Below are 20,136 nucleotides of genomic sequence, written 5' to 3'. Positions count from 1 at the left end.
AACAAGGTCATGAAACTCAGATATCTCTTATTCACTTTAGCCCTTATCTATTCCCTGCAGTTGTCAGCCAGTCAGGAAAGCAATGAGGCCTCTTTATTACTCAAAGCCAGCAGCGAAGCCTGTAAATCGCTGGAAAGCATCAGCTATAAAAGCTTATTCTATCAGGAAGGAATCAAAGTAGAAGCACAGGTGATTCAGGAATACGCACCCGTACCCAACGTGGGTTTTGGTACAACCAAAGTACTGGTCAAAGGAGAGTTTGAGGCACCCAATCGGGTACAGCCATTTTCTTTCTCCTATGATGGCCAGTTTTTCAAATTTCATGAAGAAGGAAAAGGTGAGGTTCAAACCATTGAAAACCCAGATGCCCGGGCCATTGGCAGAACCCTGGGCTTCCCCTATTTCCTCCTGGTCAATAATGCCTTTGCTTCAGAAGAGGGGATGGATCAGCTTATCAACTCGATGGACAGGGCCGAATTGATGGGGAAATCGGAAATAGAAGGAAGAAGCTGTCAGCAGGTAAGGATTTACAGAACTCTGAAAAACCCAGCTACTCAGGAAGCAATCCCCTCATACTCAGATTGGTTTATTGATGATGAAACCAGGCTACCCATTGGTTTCGAAAGTAAAAGCATACGCAAAACAGTCATCATTGAAAGCCTGCAAGTCAAAAGTCAGGTAAAATTCGACATCAATGCTGGGGGAAGTAAGGATGAAAAGAAGGTATTAGGAAATGAGGCCAAAACCGATGGTTTACCCAAAGTAGGTAGCCGTTTTCCTCAGTTCAGTTTAAATGATGTCGATGGCGAAGTTAAGAGCTTAGACAGTTTCGATTCAGAAGTCTTCATTATTGATTTCTGGGGTACCTGGTGTGGCCCCTGTCTCATCGCTATGCCTGATCTACAGGCCCTTCACCAAAAATACAAAGACCGTAAGGTCCAGGTTATAGGCATCTCTGTTCGTGATGCACCTGGCAAAGCAGAAAAATTTGTGGCCAGTAACAGCTATACCTACGAATTCCTGGTTCAGGGAGAAGAACTGGCTAAAACACTTAAATTAGATACTTACCCTTCAATCTTCGTAGTAGACAAGACCGGAAAGATTCTTCATGCCGAGAAGGGTCGAAGAGAAAACGCTCCAAAAGAGATTGAAGCCATCATAGAAAAAGCATTAAAACAAAAAAAGCCATGATCAAACCCACAGAAAGTGAACTTGAGATTCTGAACATCCTCTGGAAGGAAGGACCATCCAGTGTTCGATTGGTCAATGAGAAGATGAACGAGCACAAAGAGGTTGGTTACACTACCACATTGAAGTTGATGCAGATTATGGCTCAAAAGGGTCTGGTAGACCGTGACGAATCGAGTCGAACGCACATTTACGCAGCCAGGGTAAAAGCAGAAGACATCCAGGGCGAATTACTGGACAAGCTTCTGAATACGGCTTTTGGGGGGTCAGCCAGTAAGCTGGTACTGAGTGCCCTCGGGTCTGGTAAAACATCGGCCAAGGAGTTAGAAGAAATTAAGGCATTAATTGAAAAACTGGAGCAAGATGGAGATCAATAACAATTACCTCGACACCATAGGCCTTAGTCTGGTACATTCATTATGGCAGGGAGCCCTCCTCCTCTTTATAGTGTTTTTACTATTGGTGATGTTGCGTCATAAAAGCGCACGTCTCAGGCACGCAGTTACACTTACAGGCCTGATGTCCTTACCCATCATGTTGCTGGCCAATCTCATCTTCTTCTGGCCGGAAACCGCTGTGGATAACAGTGCAGTAGCTGCACTCCATCCAGAACAGCTTTCCCCAGTATTCATGCTGTCGGGAGAAGGCACTACTGCTAATCCACAAAGTCATGTTGTGGTAATGTGGCTCACCAAAAACGCCTCAATAATTGCCCTCATCTGGACCATAGGAGTTGCTCTCTTTGTATTAAGAACTCTTGGCTCCGTGATTTGGATGAGGCGTTTGGTTTCTCAATCAGTAAGTATAAAAGGAAAGTCAGTAAATGGTCTTCTGGAGAGAGTGAAGAGCATTATCGGTATCCAGAGACATGTACAGATACGGTTGAGCTCCTGGATCAGCAGTCCGGTTATACTCGGGGTTGTTCGCCCCACCATCCTGTTTCCAATAGGCTTAATAGAAGGTCTCTCCACCGAAGAGGTTGAAGCCATTCTCTACCACGAATTGGCCCACTTGAAGCGAAATGATTTTGTTATCAACATCATTATCAACGTCTTACAGATTGTCTTCTTCTATCACCCCTCTTTCTGGTGGTTGAAAAGTCAGCTTGACAACGAAAGGGAATTCGCAACCGATGAATTAGCTCTGCATTACTCAGACAAGAAATTACCAATGATTAAAGCATTGGCCAAAGTGCAGGCGTTTAGCCTGAACTCTCCTGCAGTTGGTTTTGCAGGTAACTCCAAAAATCAAGTATTAAAAAGGATTAACGTAATGATGAATTCAAAACAACAACCCCACTGGCTTAGCGCCACTTTTACTATGGCCATACTGCTGGTTGCATTTGCTTTAATGAGTGCAAAACCGCAGCAAATGGAACCTTTGAAGCAAGAGCCTACCGTGCAGAACATTAATGAAGAAGAGGCCGCAGACCTTCAGATCATTGAGCCTCAGGAGAAAACGCTGAAGGAAGAACCTAACAAAGAAGAATCGGAAGGGACCCAGCGTTTGGTTCAACCCCAAACCGAACCTGATCAGACACTTATTCAGTCTGACACCATTAAGGTTTCCGATGCCATTCTTGAGCTCATTTCAAATAAGGATGCCTATGAAATAGAACTGGATAATGAGGGCAAGCTGACACAAATTTCCAAAGATGGAAAGGAAATATCAGGCCGTGACTTTGAGACATTTAAGGAAGCCTATGCCCAGATTCAACAGTTTCGAAAAGAAGAGGTCGTCAAAATAGAGGAAATGAGGCGTCACGAAGAAGCCTTAGCAGCGCAGGTACGCCAGGTTGAAACAGCTAACCGGGTAGTGAAGTCATATTTTGACTCTGATAAATTCCAGAGGCTCAATCAACTGGAAACAGAGTATAGTCAGTTACAAAGAAAGGTGGAGACATTAGCCAAAGAAAAGGCTCAGTTAGAACAGCATGACCTCCAATTAATTGAAGAGCATCAGACCCGTATGGATGCACTCGCCAAAGAGCTTTTGGAATTACATAAGGTTAGACTCTATAATGACCAGATTGACCGGACACTACACATTCGTAATGTTAAGGAGCAATTGAATGAATTGGGAGAACAGGAAGATCTTCAGATGAAGGTCAAAATGATTGATGAACTGAAAGGGAAACCACTCATCGAACTTAACGGAGAGCTCAGAGAAGATTTAAAGCTGAGCGACATCAACATGATGAATGTGGAATCCATTAGCGTCATCAATGCCGAACAGATGGAGCAACTTTACCCAAAACGGAAGGTAAAGGGCTATGCGGGCATTATCAGAATAACCACAAAGAAATAGCAGGGGCGTCTTCCCGGCTGCAGCCATCTCTCTTTCGATCATTAAGAGAGATGGCTGTTTCATTCATTAGTCATTTAGTCTTTTCCTGACGAGAGGTCAAACAATCCATAGCTTTCCCTACTTTTAAGGCTATGGGAAAAAAAGTCTTGATCACAGGAGGTACCGGGTTGGTAGGTTCACACCTGATACCATTGCTTCAATCTCATGGCCATGAAGTGGCCATATTGAGCCGTTCCAAAGACCCTGGTAAACCTTACCCTGTTTTCGAATGGGACTATAAGCGGGAGTACATCGAAGAGGGCGCCCTAGAGGGGATTGATACGATTATTCACCTGGCAGGAGCGGGTGTGGCTGACCAAAAATGGACCGCGGAACGAAAAGAAGAGATTTATAATAGCCGCACTAAAACCTCATACCTGCTTTATAAAACCCTGAAAGAGCAAAAACATCAGGTGAAAAATTTTATCTCGGCTTCAGCCATCGGTTACTATGGCCTAGACACCGGTAATATCAACCTTAAAGAAACCGCTCCTGTAGGCCACGATTTTCTTGCTCACGTAGTCGATGCCTGGGAAACTTCCACGACCAAAATAACCGATCTCGACATTCGCCTGGTACAACTTCGGATAGGTGTTGTGCTAAGCAGTCAGGGAGGTGCACTGACAGAGTTATTGAAACCACCTGTAGCTGCCCCATTGAGTAAAGGGACGCAATACATGAGCTGGATTCACATCTTAGACCTCTGTAGAATGTTTGTCTTTGCTCTGGAAAATGAAGAAATGGTGGGCACTTTTAATGCTGTTGGCCCTAAACCAGCAACTAATAAAGAACTGACTAAAGAGGCTGCAGCCGTCTTTGGCAAAACCTTTCTCCCTATTCCTGTTCCGGCTTTAGTACTCAAACTCATGCTGGGAGAAATGGCCAAAATGGTGATTGGAGGAAACCGGGTTAACTGTGAGAAAATCATGGAAGCCGGCTTCAGATTTGAATATCCCAAACTATCTGAAACCTTGAAAAACCTCAAGGCTTCAGGCCAATGATTATTAAATTGCTCTTTATCTAAACTTAAAGGAACCTTGATAAACAGTCCCCGTTTAGAAGTAGGCTTTCGCCTATATTTAACATAAACAGTACAGAATGAATAACGAAGATAAAATCAAACAGGCTTTTAAAGACAGAGACTGGAACGAGATAAAAACCCATGATTCATGGGTAATATTTAAAGTAATGGCCGAAATGGTAGAAGGCTTTGAGAAGTTGGCGAAAATCGGCCCATGCGTCTCCATCTTTGGTTCAGCCAGAACCAAACCCGGAACGGAATACTACCAGATGGCTGAAGAGATTGCAGCGAAACTTGTCCGACATGGCTATGGAGTAGTTACAGGAGGCGGCCCTGGTATTATGGAAGCTGGTAACAAGGGCGCTAAAAGCGAAAACGGTAAATCAGTAGGACTTAATATTGAATTACCCCATGAGCAGGGTAACAACATCTACATAGACCCGGATAAACTCATTTCGTTCGATTATTTTTTCGTGCGTAAGGTAATGTTTGTGAAGTACTCACAAGGCTTTGTAGTGATGCCGGGAGGTTTCGGTACACTTGATGAGCTTTTTGAAGCGATTACCCTTATTCAGACCAATAAAATCGGAAGATTCCCTATTGTGTTAGTAGGAGAAAAATTCTGGGGTGGCTTGATTGACTGGGTCAAAGGCACCATGCTGACTGCGGGAAACATCAGCCCTCAGGATCTCGACCTGATCAGCATTGTAGAAACCCCAACTGATGCCGTTAGAGTAATCGATGAATTCTATTCTAAATACCTGTTATCTCCGAACTTCTAATGATCAAACACATTCTTTTTGATTGTGATGGTGTCTTAATTGATACGGAAATAGTAGCCGCTGAAGTGGTTACCTCCTGGTTGAATTCTGAAGGAGTGAATATTGATATCGAGACTTTTATCTCTTCCTATACAGGAAAGACTTTCTCAGATATTCTACAGCTTATCAAAGATGAGGGACATCTACCCCAGGACATTGATGTGCGCGACTCCGTCAGGCATATGGATGAAGCTATCAGGAATAATATGAGGCCTATTTCCGGTGTACACGAGATGTTATCTGGCGTACCGGTTACTGCCAGTATGGTGTCAAACAGTGCAGCAGACTATGTTTTTGAAGCGATTCAGATGCTGGAAGCAAATCATATCTTCGAGCAACGGGTCTTCTCTGCAGAGATGGTCCCCAAGGGTAAACCCGATCCGGCTGTTTATCTCCTGGCCCTTGACCGACTTGGTCTAAATCAAGATGAAGTTCTTGTGGTGGAAGATAGTGTAGCAGGAGTCAGTGCCTCCGTGGCAGCTGGCCTGAAAACCGTTGGCTTTTTGGGAGGTACTCATGTTCGTGCTGGTCATGGAGATAAGCTCTTGAAATTTGGAGCAGAGGAGCTGATTAATAGTCACCAACAACTGCACAGTTATTTCGATCGGTTCAGGTGAAACGTGAAAAGCCGGAAGAATCACTGAAGTGATTACTGCCGGCTCACTATCAACCTCCAGTTGTTACTGCTCCTTCTGTCTGACTGTGAAATCGTAGTTGATTCGTCTTTTCAGATAGTCTTTCAACGGTTCCAACCCAATGGCCTTTCTTCTTTGATCGACATACTCAGGTGACTCTATTGGGAATGGCTCGAGCTCTCTTTTGTCATTGTAACGGAATTGCATGCCATAAATCTGTGGCAATCCATCATTCACCAGCACCCTATCCTGAATTTTAGCGTACTCAAGACAACTGCCCTCGCCATCTTCACAGGCCTTCTTGATCATCGGTAAATAATCCTTCCGCACCTGATCATCAGGATGATGATTAATCACTAATAAAGGAGCATCGGCAGCCAGGTCTCCAACCATGGAGTAGGTAGGCCAGCCATATTGTTGAATGAGGGTCTTCATCCGACTAAAGTTATCGTTCGTAATAAACTGGCCCTTCAGAAAAGTCAGCGGATAAAACCAGTGAGGTACAGAACCGCTTTTTGAAAACTCTACTTTCGCCAGGTCAACGTAGTAATCCAGTGACTGGTCCTTCATAATGATAGCGAGTAGTTCCTTGGCGTATTCCGGGTTTTGAAGCCTGCCGTGAACCCTTTGATATTTCTCCATTTGATTGGCTACTACCCCATCCCACTTCGGACTGGTGCTCAGTGAGTAGAAATTGAAATCTGCTAATGGCATCAGCTCATTATTGTCCTGGAGAGCGATATTCAGGAAATAAAAGGCTGTATCTACCTCACTCATCAATGCCAGCGTTTTAGCCAGGGTATAGGCATTTTCGCGATCGTTCGGGTTTTCCATAAAGGCTCTTCCAAGGGATTCCATTGCTTTTAGCAATTGGCCCTCCTCCAATAATTGTTTACCCTCCTTTTGTGCCATCAGTCCGGTTGAGGCAAGACATAATAGTATCAATGTTGTTTTTAATAATCTCATTGTAATTCAGTTTATGAAGCCAAACTAAAGTGAGATGAAAGACGCTTATCACGATTCGCGGGAAACAACCCTTTCTATACCGGTTTTGATTGAGATGACAGAATAGTTGTCGAAACCCTCTCCGAATTGGTCAAAAAGGGATGTTACTGGAATTAATCGTCAGATATAGGCACCTTGCTATGATAAAATCGAAATGTCCATGAAGAGTCAGGGTTATGTCAACATCTTAATGAGTGCAATAGGCCTGCTGCTCTTCTTTTTCCTGATATTAAGTTTTGGAAATGATAATGGCCATTACGTTTGGGTTTTCTCTGGCTTTCTAACTTTACTGAGCCTGGGAGGCTTGTCGGTCTCAAAGCATTTCATCATTCGAGAACTTATTTCAACGCAGCACAGCTTAAAGTTTTTCTCCCGAGCCATTCTACTCATTCTGGCCTGCGCAGTTCTAATCCTTTGTTTCAATATCCTCGCCTTGGGTTATCTACCAGGATTGGATATCCATGGCACGCCAGCCTTGATCAAAAACTTCTACACTACGCTGATACTTGTAGTACTTATCCTCTCCTTTGGTGGATTTATTGATATTCGAAAGGCACATCTTCAGACTCTCGAGGAAAATCATTTGCTGAAACAGGAAGCCCTTCAGGCCAACATAGAAGCCAAAGCTCAGCAGCTCAGTTTTCTTAAAGCTCAATTACATCCCCATTTTCTGTTCAATACCCTCAATACCATTTATGGCCAGTCACTCACCAAATCTGACAAGACACCCAAAACCATTTTGAAGCTTTCCTCTCTGCTGGATTACTTGCTCTATAACAGTCAGAAAGATCAGGTGCCATTAGAAATGGAGGTGAAACATATTCAGGAGCTTATTGAACTGGAACAAATCAGGTTCGGAGATAGACTCGAAGTGCATTTTCTAAAGCCAGAGGTAGATAAGATCAAAGATATCTCTGTTGCCCCAATGCTATTTCTCCCATTCGTTGAAAACGCCTTTAAACACGGAGCCACTATCGATGGAAAGTTTCGCTGTCAGTTCAGCCTCAAGGTTGCTGATCAGAATATTCACTTCGAGGCCGAAAATTCCTGCAATAAATCAGAGCCTGAAGCAACAGGAATTGGCCTTAGCAATATCAGAAACAGGCTTAATCTGATCTATGGTTCTGCTTATTCGCTTAATTTGTCTCAGGATGAAGACGAATATCGCGTCAATTTGAAAATACCTCTTAAGATATGATTCGATGTGCCATTGTAGATGATGAACCTACTGCCAGAGATATACTGGAGCTGCACATTCAGGATATACCTGACCTGGAAGTAGCAGGCCTCTGCAAAAATGCGATGGAGTTATTGAGGTTAGTAGCCAGAGAAACCATCGACCTGATTTTCCTGGATATCCACATGCCGGAAGTCTCAGGGCTTGTTTTAGCAAGTTCACTTGACAAAAATATTAAGATCATTTTCACCACTGCTCACAGAGAATATGCTATTCAGGGCTTCGATTTGCAAGCTGTTGACTATTTATTGAAGCCCATTTCACCGGAAAGACTCCGCAAGGCGGTGGATAAGTACATAAGGGAGCGAGGGTCTGAGCATGAAGGTTCAAATCGGCAGCAAAGGTTTATAGACATTAGTTCCGATCGCAGGGTGAAGCGAGTTCCAACCGATGAGATCATGTTGATTGAAAGCCTGAACGATTTTGTCATTGTTCACTGCAAGGAAGAGCAGATCAAAACACGCATGAATATTTCGACTATGGAAGAGCTAATCGGCAGTGGATTCATCAGAACTCACAGATCATACATTGTCAACAAGGCCTATGTAAAAGCTTATAATAAAGAGTATGTTCAGCTTGAGGGTAGGGAGATTCCTTTGAGTCGAAAATACAAAGAGTCGGCATTGTTAATGTTGAAGGGTAACTAGAAACGACCAAATTTAAGCACCAGGCCATAATTCAGGCTTTCAAGCGAAGACTCTGGAATAACTTCTTCACTATTCTGATTCAATAGACCCGAGCCGGCTACATCACGGTAACCCATACCAAAGCCAATTTTCATAAAACTGGTCACATTTACTTCCAGCTCCAAACCGGCTTCCAGCACAAAGAAGGCCTTTTGATTTTCCCACTGAGCCGGATTACGGATTGTTCCTGCTTCATGATAAGTATAACCACCAGCACCAATCATGATCGGTATATTGAGGTGAACAACACTTTTGGGAAACAAAACATACTCCAGGGCAAGACCTCCGTAGCCCCCCTCTAGCTCAATATCCATGTTGGCCACAGGGCTAAAAAAACTATCGGAGAGAAGTCCATTTCCACTGAAACCGATGGCTAAATTCGGTTTAGCATAAAACATTACTCTACCTCCTATTAACAAAGAAGGTGTATTATTCAATTCAGTATACCCTGTATAAGAGGCAATACCGAAGCGAAACTTCTTATCCCCGGGAGTTTTTGCCTCTTTCGTTTTTTCGCGTTTCGCTTTTTTATTGTCCGTTGCGTATTTGTCCCATACAGTCTCCTGTTCAGGAATTTGGTAGCGCGGCTTCATGGGTGTATAGTCAAGCTGGTATGGAGCTATTTTATATACCGGAAAGTGATAGGCCTTTAAATCAGCCGTGTAATAGAATTGTCGGGAGGAGGAATCAACGATCTGCTCACCTTGCCCATTGCCGGAACCCAAACCAGCTGCCGGAACTTGCTTTTGAAGGCTGTCCATATCAGATGTTGGCATTATGGTTGAGCTTGTTGTTTCCGATACTTCCAGCATTGCAGTGCCTTTTGACTTGGTGCTGGAAGTCTCCGGCTGAATTGAACTCTCCTCTAAGGCTTTCGTCTTAGCTTCAGATTGGGTGGTATCTGGATTGGTTACAACTTTTGCTTTTTCCGGCTCAGCTTCTTTCGGAATTCGCTTTTTCCTTAGTAGAACCTGACCGTTCATTTCATAAGACTCCATCAACTGACCAGCAAAAAGTTCGGCCAGAACAGAACGAACTGTGGCTTGTTGCCTATTGATATTGACCCGCTTCTTTACATCAAAGACTTCAGGAGAATAGACAAAGGATAAATCGCTGGTCTCTATTGACTTGAGAATTTCCTCAATAGAAGTATTGCTGAATTGTACCGTTACTTTCCTTTCAAGCAATCCCGACTGCTGAGCAAAAAGCGGTGCTGAGCAGAACATAATCAAAAAATAAATGGCCGAGATTTTCATGAAAAAATGTTGAAGCAAATTTAAGCGTTTAAGCCTGCAATTCACTGAGTGTGAACCGACAGGCCTAAACTTTTTGTGGTCAATCAGTAATATTTTAGAATTTTCCGAATTTGAGATTAAACGATGTGCTGAAACCTGTCATGGCATCCTGCTCCAGAATTCTGGCTCCTGAATCGAGATAGGTTAAGTCTATATCTGAGGTAACTCTGTACTTAACGCCCAATCCGAAGCGAACAAATGGTAACAGGTTAAACTCGATGTCTACTCCCGGTTCAACCACAAAGAATGCCTGAGAATCTTCAGAATCATAGAAGTCAAAGTCTCTGTTCGACTGCACATAGCTAATTCCTCCTGCTCCAATGGTTACCGGAAAGCTTAAATGAACAGGACTATGCGGCATAGCGATAAACTCAAGCATGAGGCCTCCATAGCCCCCTGTAGTCAGGTAGCGATTATCAAGGTTTGCATCGTATGCCCTTTCAGTGATAAAACCGGTTCCCGCTAAACCAATACCAAATTGGTGATTGATTAACCAGGCGCCCTGGCCTCCGATTGTGATCGCGTCAGCATTGGCAATCTGGGTATAGCCAACTGTAACTGCCCCATATCCACCATTTGATCGGATTCCCCCATTGTTGAAGAGGGTACGCATTTTTTGTGGATCATCCTGAGCTTGCAGGTTCAACGCTCCGAAGAACACTGCCACCATTAAAATGGCTTTAAAAAATCTGTTGTTCATGATATTTTGAGTTGTTATTTCTTACTGGCAGGAGCCACCATTGACCAAAATGATCTCCTGCTGTCGATTAAAAGATGTATTAAATAATAGTTCTAAAGTATTCAGTATGTTGTCCAGGCCTTCCTGGTCGTAGCGCGCAGTAAGCGTACAGTTTCCAAAAGCCGAATTCTGCAATTCAAACCTCACATTGTATGCATTGCCGATGTCTTCAAAAACCCTGCTCATTGGTGTGTTTTCAAAGACCAGCGTACCTGTTTGCCAGGCTTGGAAGTTTCTATTGCTATTGTCCGTTTTCTCCAACAAGCCATTAGCCCCCATGGCCACTCGTTGACCTGGCGTAAGAATGACTTTCTCATTCGCAGTAGAAAAACTAACCTTGCCTTCTACCAGCACCAGCTCAAGACCTGAATAGGAAGTAGCCGTTCGCAGGTTGAATGAAGTACCCAATACCCTGGTTTCAGTTTCATCAGCGAAGATCACAAAAGGTTTTTCCGTGTTTTGAGCTACATCGAAAAAGGCTTCTCCTTCAAATTCAACTATTCGCTCATTCCCGAAAGTTTCTGGATATTTTAAGGTAGCTCCCTTTTTTAAAGTGACTACTGTACCATCTGGCAAGCTCAGCTCAGACTGACTATCTGCCCTAAAGCTGATTTGTTGTGGAGGGCTATACAGTAGATTCTTCATCAAAAAGGCAGCAGATATCAAAACGATAACGGCAGCTGCTACGCGCCAGAAGATTCGGTTATTACCTTGCTGATGCTCGTTGATCTTTGACTGTATGCCCTGCCAGTTCTTATCCATGTCGATACTATCGAGCAAAGAGAAAGATTGTGCATTGGCCCACAACGCTTTGAGTTGATGGATGTATTGTGCATTGTCTTCAGACTCTGCCATCCATTCCTCAACTACCTTAGTCTCCTCCGCATTGGCGGTTTCTGAAAGGTATTTGAGCATCAATTCCTGCGATATGTCACTTGGGTTATTCATCGGCTTTCATGTGTATGACGGGTGAACTCAAATTCACACGTACGGGTAATTGAAATTTTTTTAAAAATCAGCTGAGCCAGAAAGCAATTGCCAGTAAAAAGGTCTTCAAATAGGGGTAGATATCTTCCCTCAATCGCTTCAGCGCTTTACTAATTTGTGCTTCTACAGTACGTTTGGAAATATTCAGCTCATCGGCAATCTCCTGATTCTTTTTGCCTTCAAACCGATTCATTTTGAAGATGAGCTGACATTGCTCGGGGAGTTGCTTGATACTCTGATAAACTTTTTCTTCCAGTTCGGACTGCATCATCAATGCCTCACTATCCTGCCCTTCCAGTTCGGATGAAAATTTTATTTCATCGTGATGCTTCTCACGGGTTTTCCTTGATCGAAGAATATCGAGACATTTATTTCTCACTGACTGATAAAGAAACGCCTTGAGCGAGCTGTGAAATTGCAGCCTGTCCTTCTGTTCATAGAGTTTTACAAAAACATCCTGAACCAGGTCTTCGGCTGTTTCCTGATCAATCGAAAAGCGTGTAGCAAAAAGCACCAAAACCTTAAAGTATATTTCAAAGGTTTCCTGGAAGGCTGTCTCATCTCCTCTGGACAGACGCTGTTGAAGCACTACTTCCTGCTCACTAGACATGCTGCAAAGTAGATGAAAAATGATGAATCACTATTGGAAAACTTGCCGCGATTAGCTTACTTTGAATTTCAAAGTACTTTTGACATGTCAAATAAATACGTTCAAGACATAGCCGAGATTCGGCAAATGATGGAAAAGTCTTCCCGCTTTATTTCCCTAAGTGGGCTATCGGGGGTAATGGCCGGAATCTACGCATTGATTGGTGCCTACATTGCCTGGAAGCTAGCTTATACCAGTGAGGATCTTATTTATGATCAATTATTGATCAGAGATGTAAGAGGAAACCTGACCTGGCTAATTCTGGATGCTCTGGGAGTGATGTTTCTAGCCATTATTACAGGCATATATCTTACGAAAAAGAAGGCCAAAAAGGATGGCGTAAAAAGTTGGGATAAGACAGCTCAGCGAGTTTTAATAAACCTATTAGTACCACTTGTAACAGGTGGAGTGCTGGTAATCATTTTTTATTATCAAGGACTTATAGGTCTTATTGCCCCCACGACACTCATTTTCTATGGACTTGGACTTATTAATGCCAGTCATTATACCTATAGGGATGTGCGATTTCTTGGAATTTCTGAAGTAGTTTTGGGCCTCATTGCCTCTGCTGTAATTGGCTACGGATTGCTAATTTGGGCTATAGGGTTTGGAGTTCTACATATTTTATATGGAGCTATCATGTACTTTAAATATGAGAAATAAGTGGATATCCACAATTTGAATAAAGCTTTTGAAAGTCGCGTCCGACTTGGAATAATGTCAGCGTTAATGGCCAATGAGTCACTAGACTTTAATAGGCTTAAGGAGTTGCTCGAAGTTACGGATGGTAATCTTGCAAGTCATTTAAAGGCTTTAGAGAAAGAAGATTATATAGAAGTTAGTAAGTCCTTCGTTGGAAGGAAGCCTAATACACAATATATGGTTACAACAATCGGAAATAGAGCATTCAAGGCTCATATTGACGCTTTAGAGCAATTGATAAAAAACAGCATATAAAAAAATTTGAACTTATACTTTGTAGTTCAAAGTACTTTTAAAACAAATTATGGACAACAGCACAAACGGGTCAGTATTTGATAAGATCAACTACTCCATCAAGAATTCAGTAAGCATTAAATTACTATCAATCGGTTTTCTTATAGCCATCTTGCTTATTCCTAATAGTATGATTAAGACTTTGATCAATGAAAGGGAGTATAGACAAGAAGAAGCAATTAGAGAAATTTCTGGAAGCTGGGCTTCTCCCCAACAAATTACTGGCCCCATTCTTACTATTCCGTATGAATCCGTTGTAATCCTTCAGGATAAGGAAGTAAGTGTTATAAAGTACGCCCATTTTTTGCCGCAAAAACTGGAAGTAGATGGCCAGATCAATCCCCAGTCGAGAAAAAGGGGTATTTATGAAGTTGCCGTATATGCTGCTGATCTTCAATTAAAAGGCAACTTTACCAAACCAGATTTCACAAAACTCATAGATGAGAATGACAAGGTACTTTGGGATCAGGCAACTATTAGTATGGGCATTCCTGATATGCGTGGTATCCAGAGCAAAATAGAAATCAAGCTTGGGGAAAAAGCCCATTCCATGGAATCTGGCATTCCAAAAAAATTCGACCTCCAGCTCTCACAACTTAGCTCCAACTATAATGTGTCTCGAGCGAGTGAGTATCAAAGCGGGGTTTCTGCAAATATTTCCTGGCCCGATGAAATTGCAAATTTATCGTTCTCAACCCACCTAAGTCTTCACGGTACGAGAAGCCTCAAAATCAACCCGATTGGAAAAAGTACTACCGCCAAGATGTCCTCTTCATGGCCTCACCCTAGCTTTGAGGGTCAGTTTCTACCTGATGATCATTCTATTTCAGAGGATGGGTTTACAGCAGAATGGTCAATCTTCGACCTAAATAGAAATTATCCACAACAATGGGTAGGAGGAGAACATAGTATATCAGATTCAGAATTTGGGGTTAAATTATTTCAGCCTGTTGATAACTATCAGCAGAACACGCGATCCGCAAAATATGCCGTACTTATCTTATTCCTTACCTTCATTTCATTCTTTTTCATTGAGATTCTCAATAAAAAAAGGATACACCCGATTCATTACATATTGGTTGGGTTGACACTCACTATATTCTATACATTACTTCTGTCACTTTCAGAACACCTGGATTTCAGTGCTGCCTATTGGGTATCTTCCACAGTCATTATTGGAATGATTTCACTGTATTCGATGTCAATTCTCAAGAGCAGAAAATTAGCAGGTATCCTTTTCCTCTTCTTCAGTATTATCTACACGTTCATTTTTGTAGTGCTGAAGCTGGAAGATTTTGCTTTGCTATTTGGAAGTGTTGGTCTATTAATTGTATTGGGAATATGTATGTATCTCTCAAGGAATGTCGATTGGTATAACATCAAATCAAAAGGAAATCTAACTCATGCAACCACAGAAGCTTAAATACATACTCAAGGTCGCTCTGGTAATCATTAGAATCTATTGCTGGTTTAGACAGAAAAAGAATAAGGAAAGAATATTAGCAGCCTTTCTGCTTATTCCTGCCTTCTTATTACTCATTCCGAGTTATACCTTCAGGCTTACCCTGTTCCAGTCATTCCTTTTTCAGGCCATGCTGGTCTATGGTGCCCTCAGCGTATTCTGGATTGTAAAGCATCACTACAGGCTGGCAGGAGTCAATTTTATGATCTACTTTTTACTCCTCGTCAAAGTGAGTGGTCCCATCAGTAAGACCTATAAAATTGACCAGGGAGATGAATCACTGAAAGTGTTACAGTTCAATGTACTGGCCGTCAATGACAAGTATGATGAAACTATTAATCGTGTTGTAGAACTCAACCCAGATTTTATATCCTTTCAGGAAGTGAGTAGTGAATGGGCTAAAAGACTGGTTTCAGGCCTGGCCAATGACTATCCGTTCTACAAGGTAGTTGAACATGCCGATCAGGGACAGGGAATTGCTGTTTTCAGCAAGTACCCTATGAGTGATGTTGAAGAGGTACATGTAACCCGTACAGCTAATATCACCGGTAAAATTCTGATTGGTGATGAAGCAGTAAACTTTCTGGCCCTGCATACCAAATCGCCAACAACGCGAAGTAAATGGCACAACCGTAATAGCCATCTCGAATGGGCAGAGGACTATGTAAAAGAACAACCTGGTGAATTTTTGGTGTTGGGTGATTTTAATACAGTTCCATGGGATAACCGTATGCTGAATTTCAAATCATCGGCTCAACTGACTGACAGTCGAAAAAAGCTGACCCCTACATTCCCCACATGGAACCCATTTATCGCTCAAATTCCCATTGATTATATCCTACATTCGAATGGGATTGGTTGTGACTCACTAGACGCTGTAAGAATTACTTCTGATCACAAAGCCATTATGGGCAGTTACCTGATAGCAGGTAAGTAAACACAGCATTCAGGAAATCGGGATGAAAAGACAGAACAATCCCGATTTCTGATTTCTGATTTCTGACTTCTGACTTCTGACTTCTGACTTCTGACTTCTGACTTCTGACTTCTGACTTCTGACTTCTGACTTCTGACTTCTGATAACAATTCAACGAAACTTTAATCATTCGCTCCCAGTTGTATTTGCGTTGGTAAATCCTGACCTTTGTGGATTCTGCGCTGAGCAGCTGTTCTGATGGAAAAATTCAAAGAAAATGCGATTATAGACCCCGCTCCTGTCGATATTTCAGGACATGAAAACATTGAAGTTTTTGGCGCTCGGGAGCATAATCTTAAAAACATTGATGTAAGTATACCACGCAACAAACTTGTGGTAATTACAGGTATCTCCGGTTCAGGAAAATCATCCCTGGCCTTCGATACCATTTATGCTGAGGGGCAACGCAGGTACATGGAAAGTTTTTCGGCCTACGCCCGATCATTTATCGGGGATATGGAGAGGCCGGATGTGGATAAGATTAATGGACTAAGTCCTGTCATATCCATTGAGCAGAAAACCACTTCCCGAAACCCACGATCTACCGTAGGAACATTAACAGAAATCTATGACTTCCTGCGGCTGCTTTATGCCAGAGCCGGAATTGCCTATTCCTATAAAACGGGTAAACCAATGATCCGTCAGTCTGAAGACCAGATCATTGATCATGTCATTAAGAATTTTGAGGGTAAAAAACTCATTATCCTGGCACCGGTAGTTAAAGGAAGAAAGGGACATTACAGAGAGCTCTTTGTTCAAATCCGCAAAATGGGATTCACCAAAGTACGGGTTGACGGAGTAGTGATGGAGATGGTGCCTAAAATGCAGGTCGATCGATACAAAACACACGACATCGAGATTGTCATTGATCGTATTATTGCAGATCCTAATGATCGCTTCCGAACTGCCCAGAGCGTAAAAACCGCCATGAGCCATGGTAATGGAGTAATGATGATTCGCGATGAAGACAACCAGATTCATCACTTTTCGAAATTCCTCATGGATCCCGAAACCGGTATCTCCTATGACGAACCGGCTCCCAATAATTTTTCCTTCAACTCTCCATATGGTGCTTGTCCAACCTGTAACGGGCTGGGTCAGATTGAAGAAATCAGCAAGGAGAGTGTAGTCCCTGATCCCAATCTGAGTATTAGCAGAGGTGGTTTAGCTCCTTTGGGCGACTACAGAGATATCTGGATTTTCAAAAAGCTGGAAGCAATACTCAAAAGACACAAGGCCAACCTGAGTACTCCAATCAAAGACCTGCCAGAAGGGGTATTGGATACCATTCTCTATGGCGATGATGTACCTGTAGCCGTGAGCTCAAAGAAATACCCGGGCACACAGTGGAATACCCGGTTTGAAGGAATCATCAAATTCCTTGAAAAACAGATGGAAGAAGGCACTGAAAAAACACGTCAGTGGATTTCGGACTTCATGACAGTGAAGACCTGCCCAGAATGTGATGGTGCCCGGCTGAAAAAGGAATCGATCCACTTCAGAATAGCCGATAGGAACATTTCTCAGTTAGCAGAAATGGATATTGAAACCTTATCGCAATGGTTTGTAGGGCTGGAGGAACGCCTGACAGATAAGCAAAACCAAATTGCTCCTGAGGTACTGAAAGAGATCAGAAAGAGAATTGGCTTTCTACTGGATGTGGGGCTCGACTACCTCACCCTGAATCGACCATTAAGAACCCTTTCTGGTGGTGAAGCACAAAGAATCAGACTGGCTACTCAAATCGGAACCCAGCTGGTAGGAGTACTATATATCATGGATGAGCCAAGTATCGGCTTACACCAGAGAGATAATGTTAAGCTGATCAATGCGCTTAAAAACCTAAGGGACATTGGAAATACCATCATCGTTGTCGAACATGACAAGGACATGATGCTGGCGTCTGATTTTATCGTTGATATCGGTCCCGGGGCCGGCCGTCATGGCGGGCAAATTGTAGCCGCAAATGCTCCTGAGCAATTTCTGGAAGAAGGAGGAACTACAGCCAGGTATCTCAAGGGTGAAAAGAACATTGAAATACCAAAGGAAAGAAGGAAGGGCTCAGGCAAAAACCTGGAGCTTAAAGGAGCCAGTGGAAATAATCTCAAAAAGGTCGACCTCAAGATTCCTTTAGGTGAGATGGTATGTATCACCGGAGTTTCCGGAAGTGGTAAGTCTACGTTGATTCATGATACACTCTTCCCTATCCTTAATCATCATTTCTTCAGATCGAGAAAATCACCTCTCCCTTACAATGAAATCAAAGGGCTGAAGGAAATTGACAAGGTAATAGAGGTAGACCAGTCACCCATTGGACGTACTCCAAGATCTAATCCTGCAACCTATACAGGTGTATTCTCAGATATCAGAACACTTTTCACAGAGTTACCAGAAGCCAAAATCAGAGGCTATAAAGCCGGCCGTTTCTCCTTTAACGTAAAAGGCGGTCGCTGCGAAACCTGTGAGGGTGCCGGAATGAAACTCATTGAAATGGACTTCCTTCCTAATGTGCATGTGCCTTGTGAAACCTGCAAAGGCAAGCGCTACAACAGGGAAACACTGGAGGTTCGATTTAAAGGTAAATCCATCTCCGATGTGCTGGATATGACCGTAGAACAGGCTGTTGAATTCTTCGAGAACCAGCCCAAGATTTTAAGGAAAATCCAGACTTTGAATGATGTGGGCTTAGGATACATTTCACTGGGGCAACATGCCACAACATTGTCTGGTGGTGAAGCGCAAAGGGTAAAACTGGCCACTGAGCTTTCTAAAAAGGATACGGGTAAAACACTCTACATACTGGATGAGCCAACGACAGGACTTCACTTTCAGGATATTCAACACTTGTTAGATGTATTGAACAGACTGGTAGATAAAGGTAATTCCGTATTGATTATTGAGCATAACCTGGATGTCATTAAGGTAGCTGACCACATTATCGATCTGGGACCAGAAGGTGGAGACAAAGGTGGTCAAATCATAGCCCAGGGAACTCCTGAAGAAGTAGCTAAAAGCAAGAAAAGTTATACGGCTAAGTTCTTGAAGGAGGAGCTGGAAAATAGTTGATGATTGAATTTTAAGACTTTTTAATATTACTTTTCATTTTCTTTTTATAGTTAACCACTTGCGTAATTGCGGTCTGTTGTTTAGTATTGGTAGATAATGTCCAATGGGCGGATTTGTCACCTTTAGGAAATTACTCTTAAAGGACGGATAGCGACAAACTCTGACTTTGGACTTTTTTTTATCCTTCCCGAAATGAAGACAGCAATACTCGTAGATGGTGGTTTTTTTATAAAACGCTATAAATACATAAAGGGCTTCGAAAAAGGAGATTCTCCCGAGCTGGTTGCTAAAAACCTGGTATCCTACTGTTTTAAACATATCTTAAGAGTGAACCAATATAGAGGGAGGTACAATTTAGACCGAACGGAGTTATACAGAATATACTACTACGATGCTAAGCCTTTTGATGGTGACTCCAAAAACCCAATTTCCGGAAAGTCCATCAGCTTCAAAAGAACTGAACAATTTAGGTTCAGAAACTCCTTGTTTACTGAGTTAAAAAAACAGAGAAAAATTGCACTCAGACTCGGTTTTCTCAAAAACAGCTCAAAGCTCTGGACTATAAAGGCAAGACATACTAAGGGTTTATTTGAAGGAACGGTTATGCTCAATGAGTTAGACGCCAATGACTTGGAATATCCGCTGAATCAAAAGGCTGTCGATATGAAAATTGGACTGGACATCGCTACATTGGCATTTAAAAACCAAGTAGACCAAATTATTCTTATTGCCGGAGATAGTGACTTCGTTCCAGCGGCAAAGTTTGCCAGAAGAGAGGGAGTCGACCTAATACTTGACCCCATGTTGAATAATATTGACCCTACTCTGCATGAGCATATAGATGGACTCATGACCATAAAAAATATGTCGAAAAAAGAACTGATTTCACCTGATCCTGAATAAATCCTCCTTACTCCTTCAAGGAGCCAAGCAGATTTTTACTCCATTAAATTCCGACTGCCGCAAGTAATATTATTATCAGAAATCCAGCTTGTTACAGGATAAACATGAAATATTATCCGAAACA

General features: G+C 42.5%; 19 protein-coding genes. 14 read left to right on the top strand and 5 right to left on the bottom strand.

The window, feature by feature from the left end; all coding sequences use genetic code 11:
• The first annotated feature begins 9 nt into the window (after positions 1-9).
• From ACOOEY_RS11095 to ACOOEY_RS11070, 6 genes are all read left to right on the top strand, one after another.
• Complete coding sequence (locus tag ACOOEY_RS11095) at positions 10-1,191, top strand: TlpA family protein disulfide reductase (protein WP_420384780.1); 1,182 nt, start codon at positions 10-12, stop codon at positions 1,189-1,191.
• On the top strand, positions 1,188-1,565 hold the full coding sequence (locus ACOOEY_RS11090; protein WP_420384779.1) for a BlaI/MecI/CopY family transcriptional regulator: 378 nt from the start codon (positions 1,188-1,190) through the stop codon (positions 1,563-1,565). The genes ACOOEY_RS11095 and ACOOEY_RS11090 overlap by 4 nt, the downstream gene beginning before the upstream one ends.
• On the top strand, positions 1,552-3,495 hold the full coding sequence (locus tag ACOOEY_RS11085; RefSeq protein WP_420384778.1) for a M56 family metallopeptidase: 1,944 nt from the start codon (positions 1,552-1,554) through the stop codon (positions 3,493-3,495). The genes ACOOEY_RS11090 and ACOOEY_RS11085 overlap by 14 nt, the downstream gene beginning before the upstream one ends.
• A 131-nt stretch (positions 3,496-3,626) precedes the next feature.
• Positions 3,627-4,535, top strand: a complete 909-nt coding sequence (locus ACOOEY_RS11080; RefSeq protein WP_420384777.1) for a TIGR01777 family oxidoreductase — start codon at positions 3,627-3,629, stop codon at positions 4,533-4,535.
• Between the two features lie 97 nt (positions 4,536-4,632).
• Positions 4,633-5,337: a TIGR00730 family Rossman fold protein gene (locus ACOOEY_RS11075; protein ID WP_420384776.1), complete on the top strand. Its 705-nt coding sequence runs from the start codon at positions 4,633-4,635 to the stop codon at positions 5,335-5,337.
• On the top strand, positions 5,337-5,993 hold the full coding sequence (locus ACOOEY_RS11070) for an HAD family hydrolase (protein ID WP_420384775.1): 657 nt from the start codon (positions 5,337-5,339) through the stop codon (positions 5,991-5,993). Before ACOOEY_RS11075 ends, ACOOEY_RS11070 begins: the two co-directional genes overlap by 1 nt.
• Positions 5,994-6,056: 63 nt before the next feature.
• Here the strand turns inward: ACOOEY_RS11070 and ACOOEY_RS11065 are convergent, their stop codons facing one another.
• Positions 6,057-6,977 carry a DUF6624 domain-containing protein gene (locus tag ACOOEY_RS11065; protein ID WP_420384774.1) on the bottom strand — a complete coding sequence of 307 codons (921 nt, stop codon included), beginning with the start codon at positions 6,975-6,977 and terminating at the stop codon, positions 6,057-6,059.
• Positions 6,978-7,176: 199 nt separating this feature from the next.
• Between ACOOEY_RS11065 and ACOOEY_RS11060 the strand changes: the two genes are divergently transcribed.
• Both ACOOEY_RS11060 and ACOOEY_RS11055 read left to right on the top strand, forming a co-directional pair.
• Positions 7,177-8,214 carry a sensor histidine kinase gene (locus ACOOEY_RS11060; RefSeq protein ID WP_420384773.1) on the top strand — a complete coding sequence of 346 codons (1,038 nt, stop codon included), beginning with the start codon at positions 7,177-7,179 and terminating at the stop codon, positions 8,212-8,214.
• A complete protein-coding gene (locus tag ACOOEY_RS11055; RefSeq protein WP_420384772.1) occupies positions 8,211-8,900 on the top strand; it encodes a LytR/AlgR family response regulator transcription factor in 690 nt (229 codons plus the stop codon). The genes ACOOEY_RS11060 and ACOOEY_RS11055 overlap by 4 nt, the downstream gene beginning before the upstream one ends.
• Here ACOOEY_RS11055 and ACOOEY_RS11050 read toward each other — a convergent pair.
• From ACOOEY_RS11050 to ACOOEY_RS11035, 4 genes are all read right to left on the bottom strand, one after another.
• Positions 8,897-10,195, bottom strand: coding sequence for an STN domain-containing protein (locus ACOOEY_RS11050; RefSeq protein ID WP_420384771.1), 1,299 nt, complete (start codon positions 10,193-10,195; stop codon positions 8,897-8,899). The two genes, ACOOEY_RS11055 and ACOOEY_RS11050, sit on opposite strands and share 4 nt — an antisense overlap.
• A gap of 94 nt (positions 10,196-10,289) precedes the next feature.
• The gene (locus tag ACOOEY_RS11045) at positions 10,290-10,934 is read right to left on the bottom strand and encodes a hypothetical protein (RefSeq protein ID WP_420384770.1); all 645 of its coding nucleotides are present in this window, start codon (positions 10,932-10,934) and stop codon (positions 10,290-10,292) included.
• 21 nt (positions 10,935-10,955) lie between these two features.
• A complete protein-coding gene (locus ACOOEY_RS11040) occupies positions 10,956-11,921 on the bottom strand; it encodes a FecR family protein (protein WP_420384769.1) in 966 nt (321 codons plus the stop codon).
• 67 nt (positions 11,922-11,988) lie between these two features.
• The gene (locus ACOOEY_RS11035; RefSeq protein ID WP_420384768.1) at positions 11,989-12,570 is read right to left on the bottom strand and encodes an RNA polymerase sigma-70 factor; all 582 of its coding nucleotides are present in this window, start codon (positions 12,568-12,570) and stop codon (positions 11,989-11,991) included.
• A gap of 84 nt (positions 12,571-12,654) precedes the next feature.
• Here ACOOEY_RS11035 and ACOOEY_RS11030 point away from each other — a divergent pair, with 84 nt between their 5' ends.
• The 6 genes from ACOOEY_RS11030 (at position 12,655) to ACOOEY_RS11005 (ending at position 20,012) form a co-directional block, all read left to right on the top strand.
• Positions 12,655-13,272 (top strand): hypothetical protein, encoded by a 618-nt coding sequence (locus ACOOEY_RS11030; RefSeq protein WP_420384767.1) that lies wholly within the window; start codon positions 12,655-12,657, stop codon positions 13,270-13,272.
• Positions 13,273-13,566: a winged helix-turn-helix domain-containing protein gene (locus tag ACOOEY_RS11025; protein ID WP_420384766.1), complete on the top strand. Its 294-nt coding sequence runs from the start codon at positions 13,273-13,275 to the stop codon at positions 13,564-13,566.
• Between the two features lie 49 nt (positions 13,567-13,615).
• Complete coding sequence (creD, locus tag ACOOEY_RS11020; protein ID WP_420384765.1) at positions 13,616-15,028, top strand: cell envelope integrity protein CreD; 1,413 nt, start codon at positions 13,616-13,618, stop codon at positions 15,026-15,028.
• Positions 15,009-16,004: an endonuclease/exonuclease/phosphatase family protein gene (locus tag ACOOEY_RS11015; protein ID WP_420384764.1), complete on the top strand. Its 996-nt coding sequence runs from the start codon at positions 15,009-15,011 to the stop codon at positions 16,002-16,004. The genes creD and ACOOEY_RS11015 overlap by 20 nt, the downstream gene beginning before the upstream one ends.
• Positions 16,005-16,241: 237 nt before the next feature.
• Positions 16,242-19,109, top strand: coding sequence for an excinuclease ABC subunit UvrA (uvrA, locus tag ACOOEY_RS11010; RefSeq protein WP_420384763.1), 2,868 nt, complete (start codon positions 16,242-16,244; stop codon positions 19,107-19,109).
• 192 nt (positions 19,110-19,301) lie between these two features.
• Entirely contained in the window at positions 19,302-20,012 is a 711-nt protein-coding gene (locus ACOOEY_RS11005) for an NYN domain-containing protein (RefSeq protein WP_420384762.1), read from the top strand.
• Positions 20,013-20,136: the final 124 nt, after the last annotated feature.

Origin of the sequence: Roseivirga sp. (assembly GCF_965216855.1) — a bacterium.
Classification (GTDB): Bacteria; Bacteroidota; Bacteroidia; order Cytophagales; family Cyclobacteriaceae; genus Roseivirga.
This window is presented reverse-complemented; position numbering and strand designations above follow the sequence as displayed.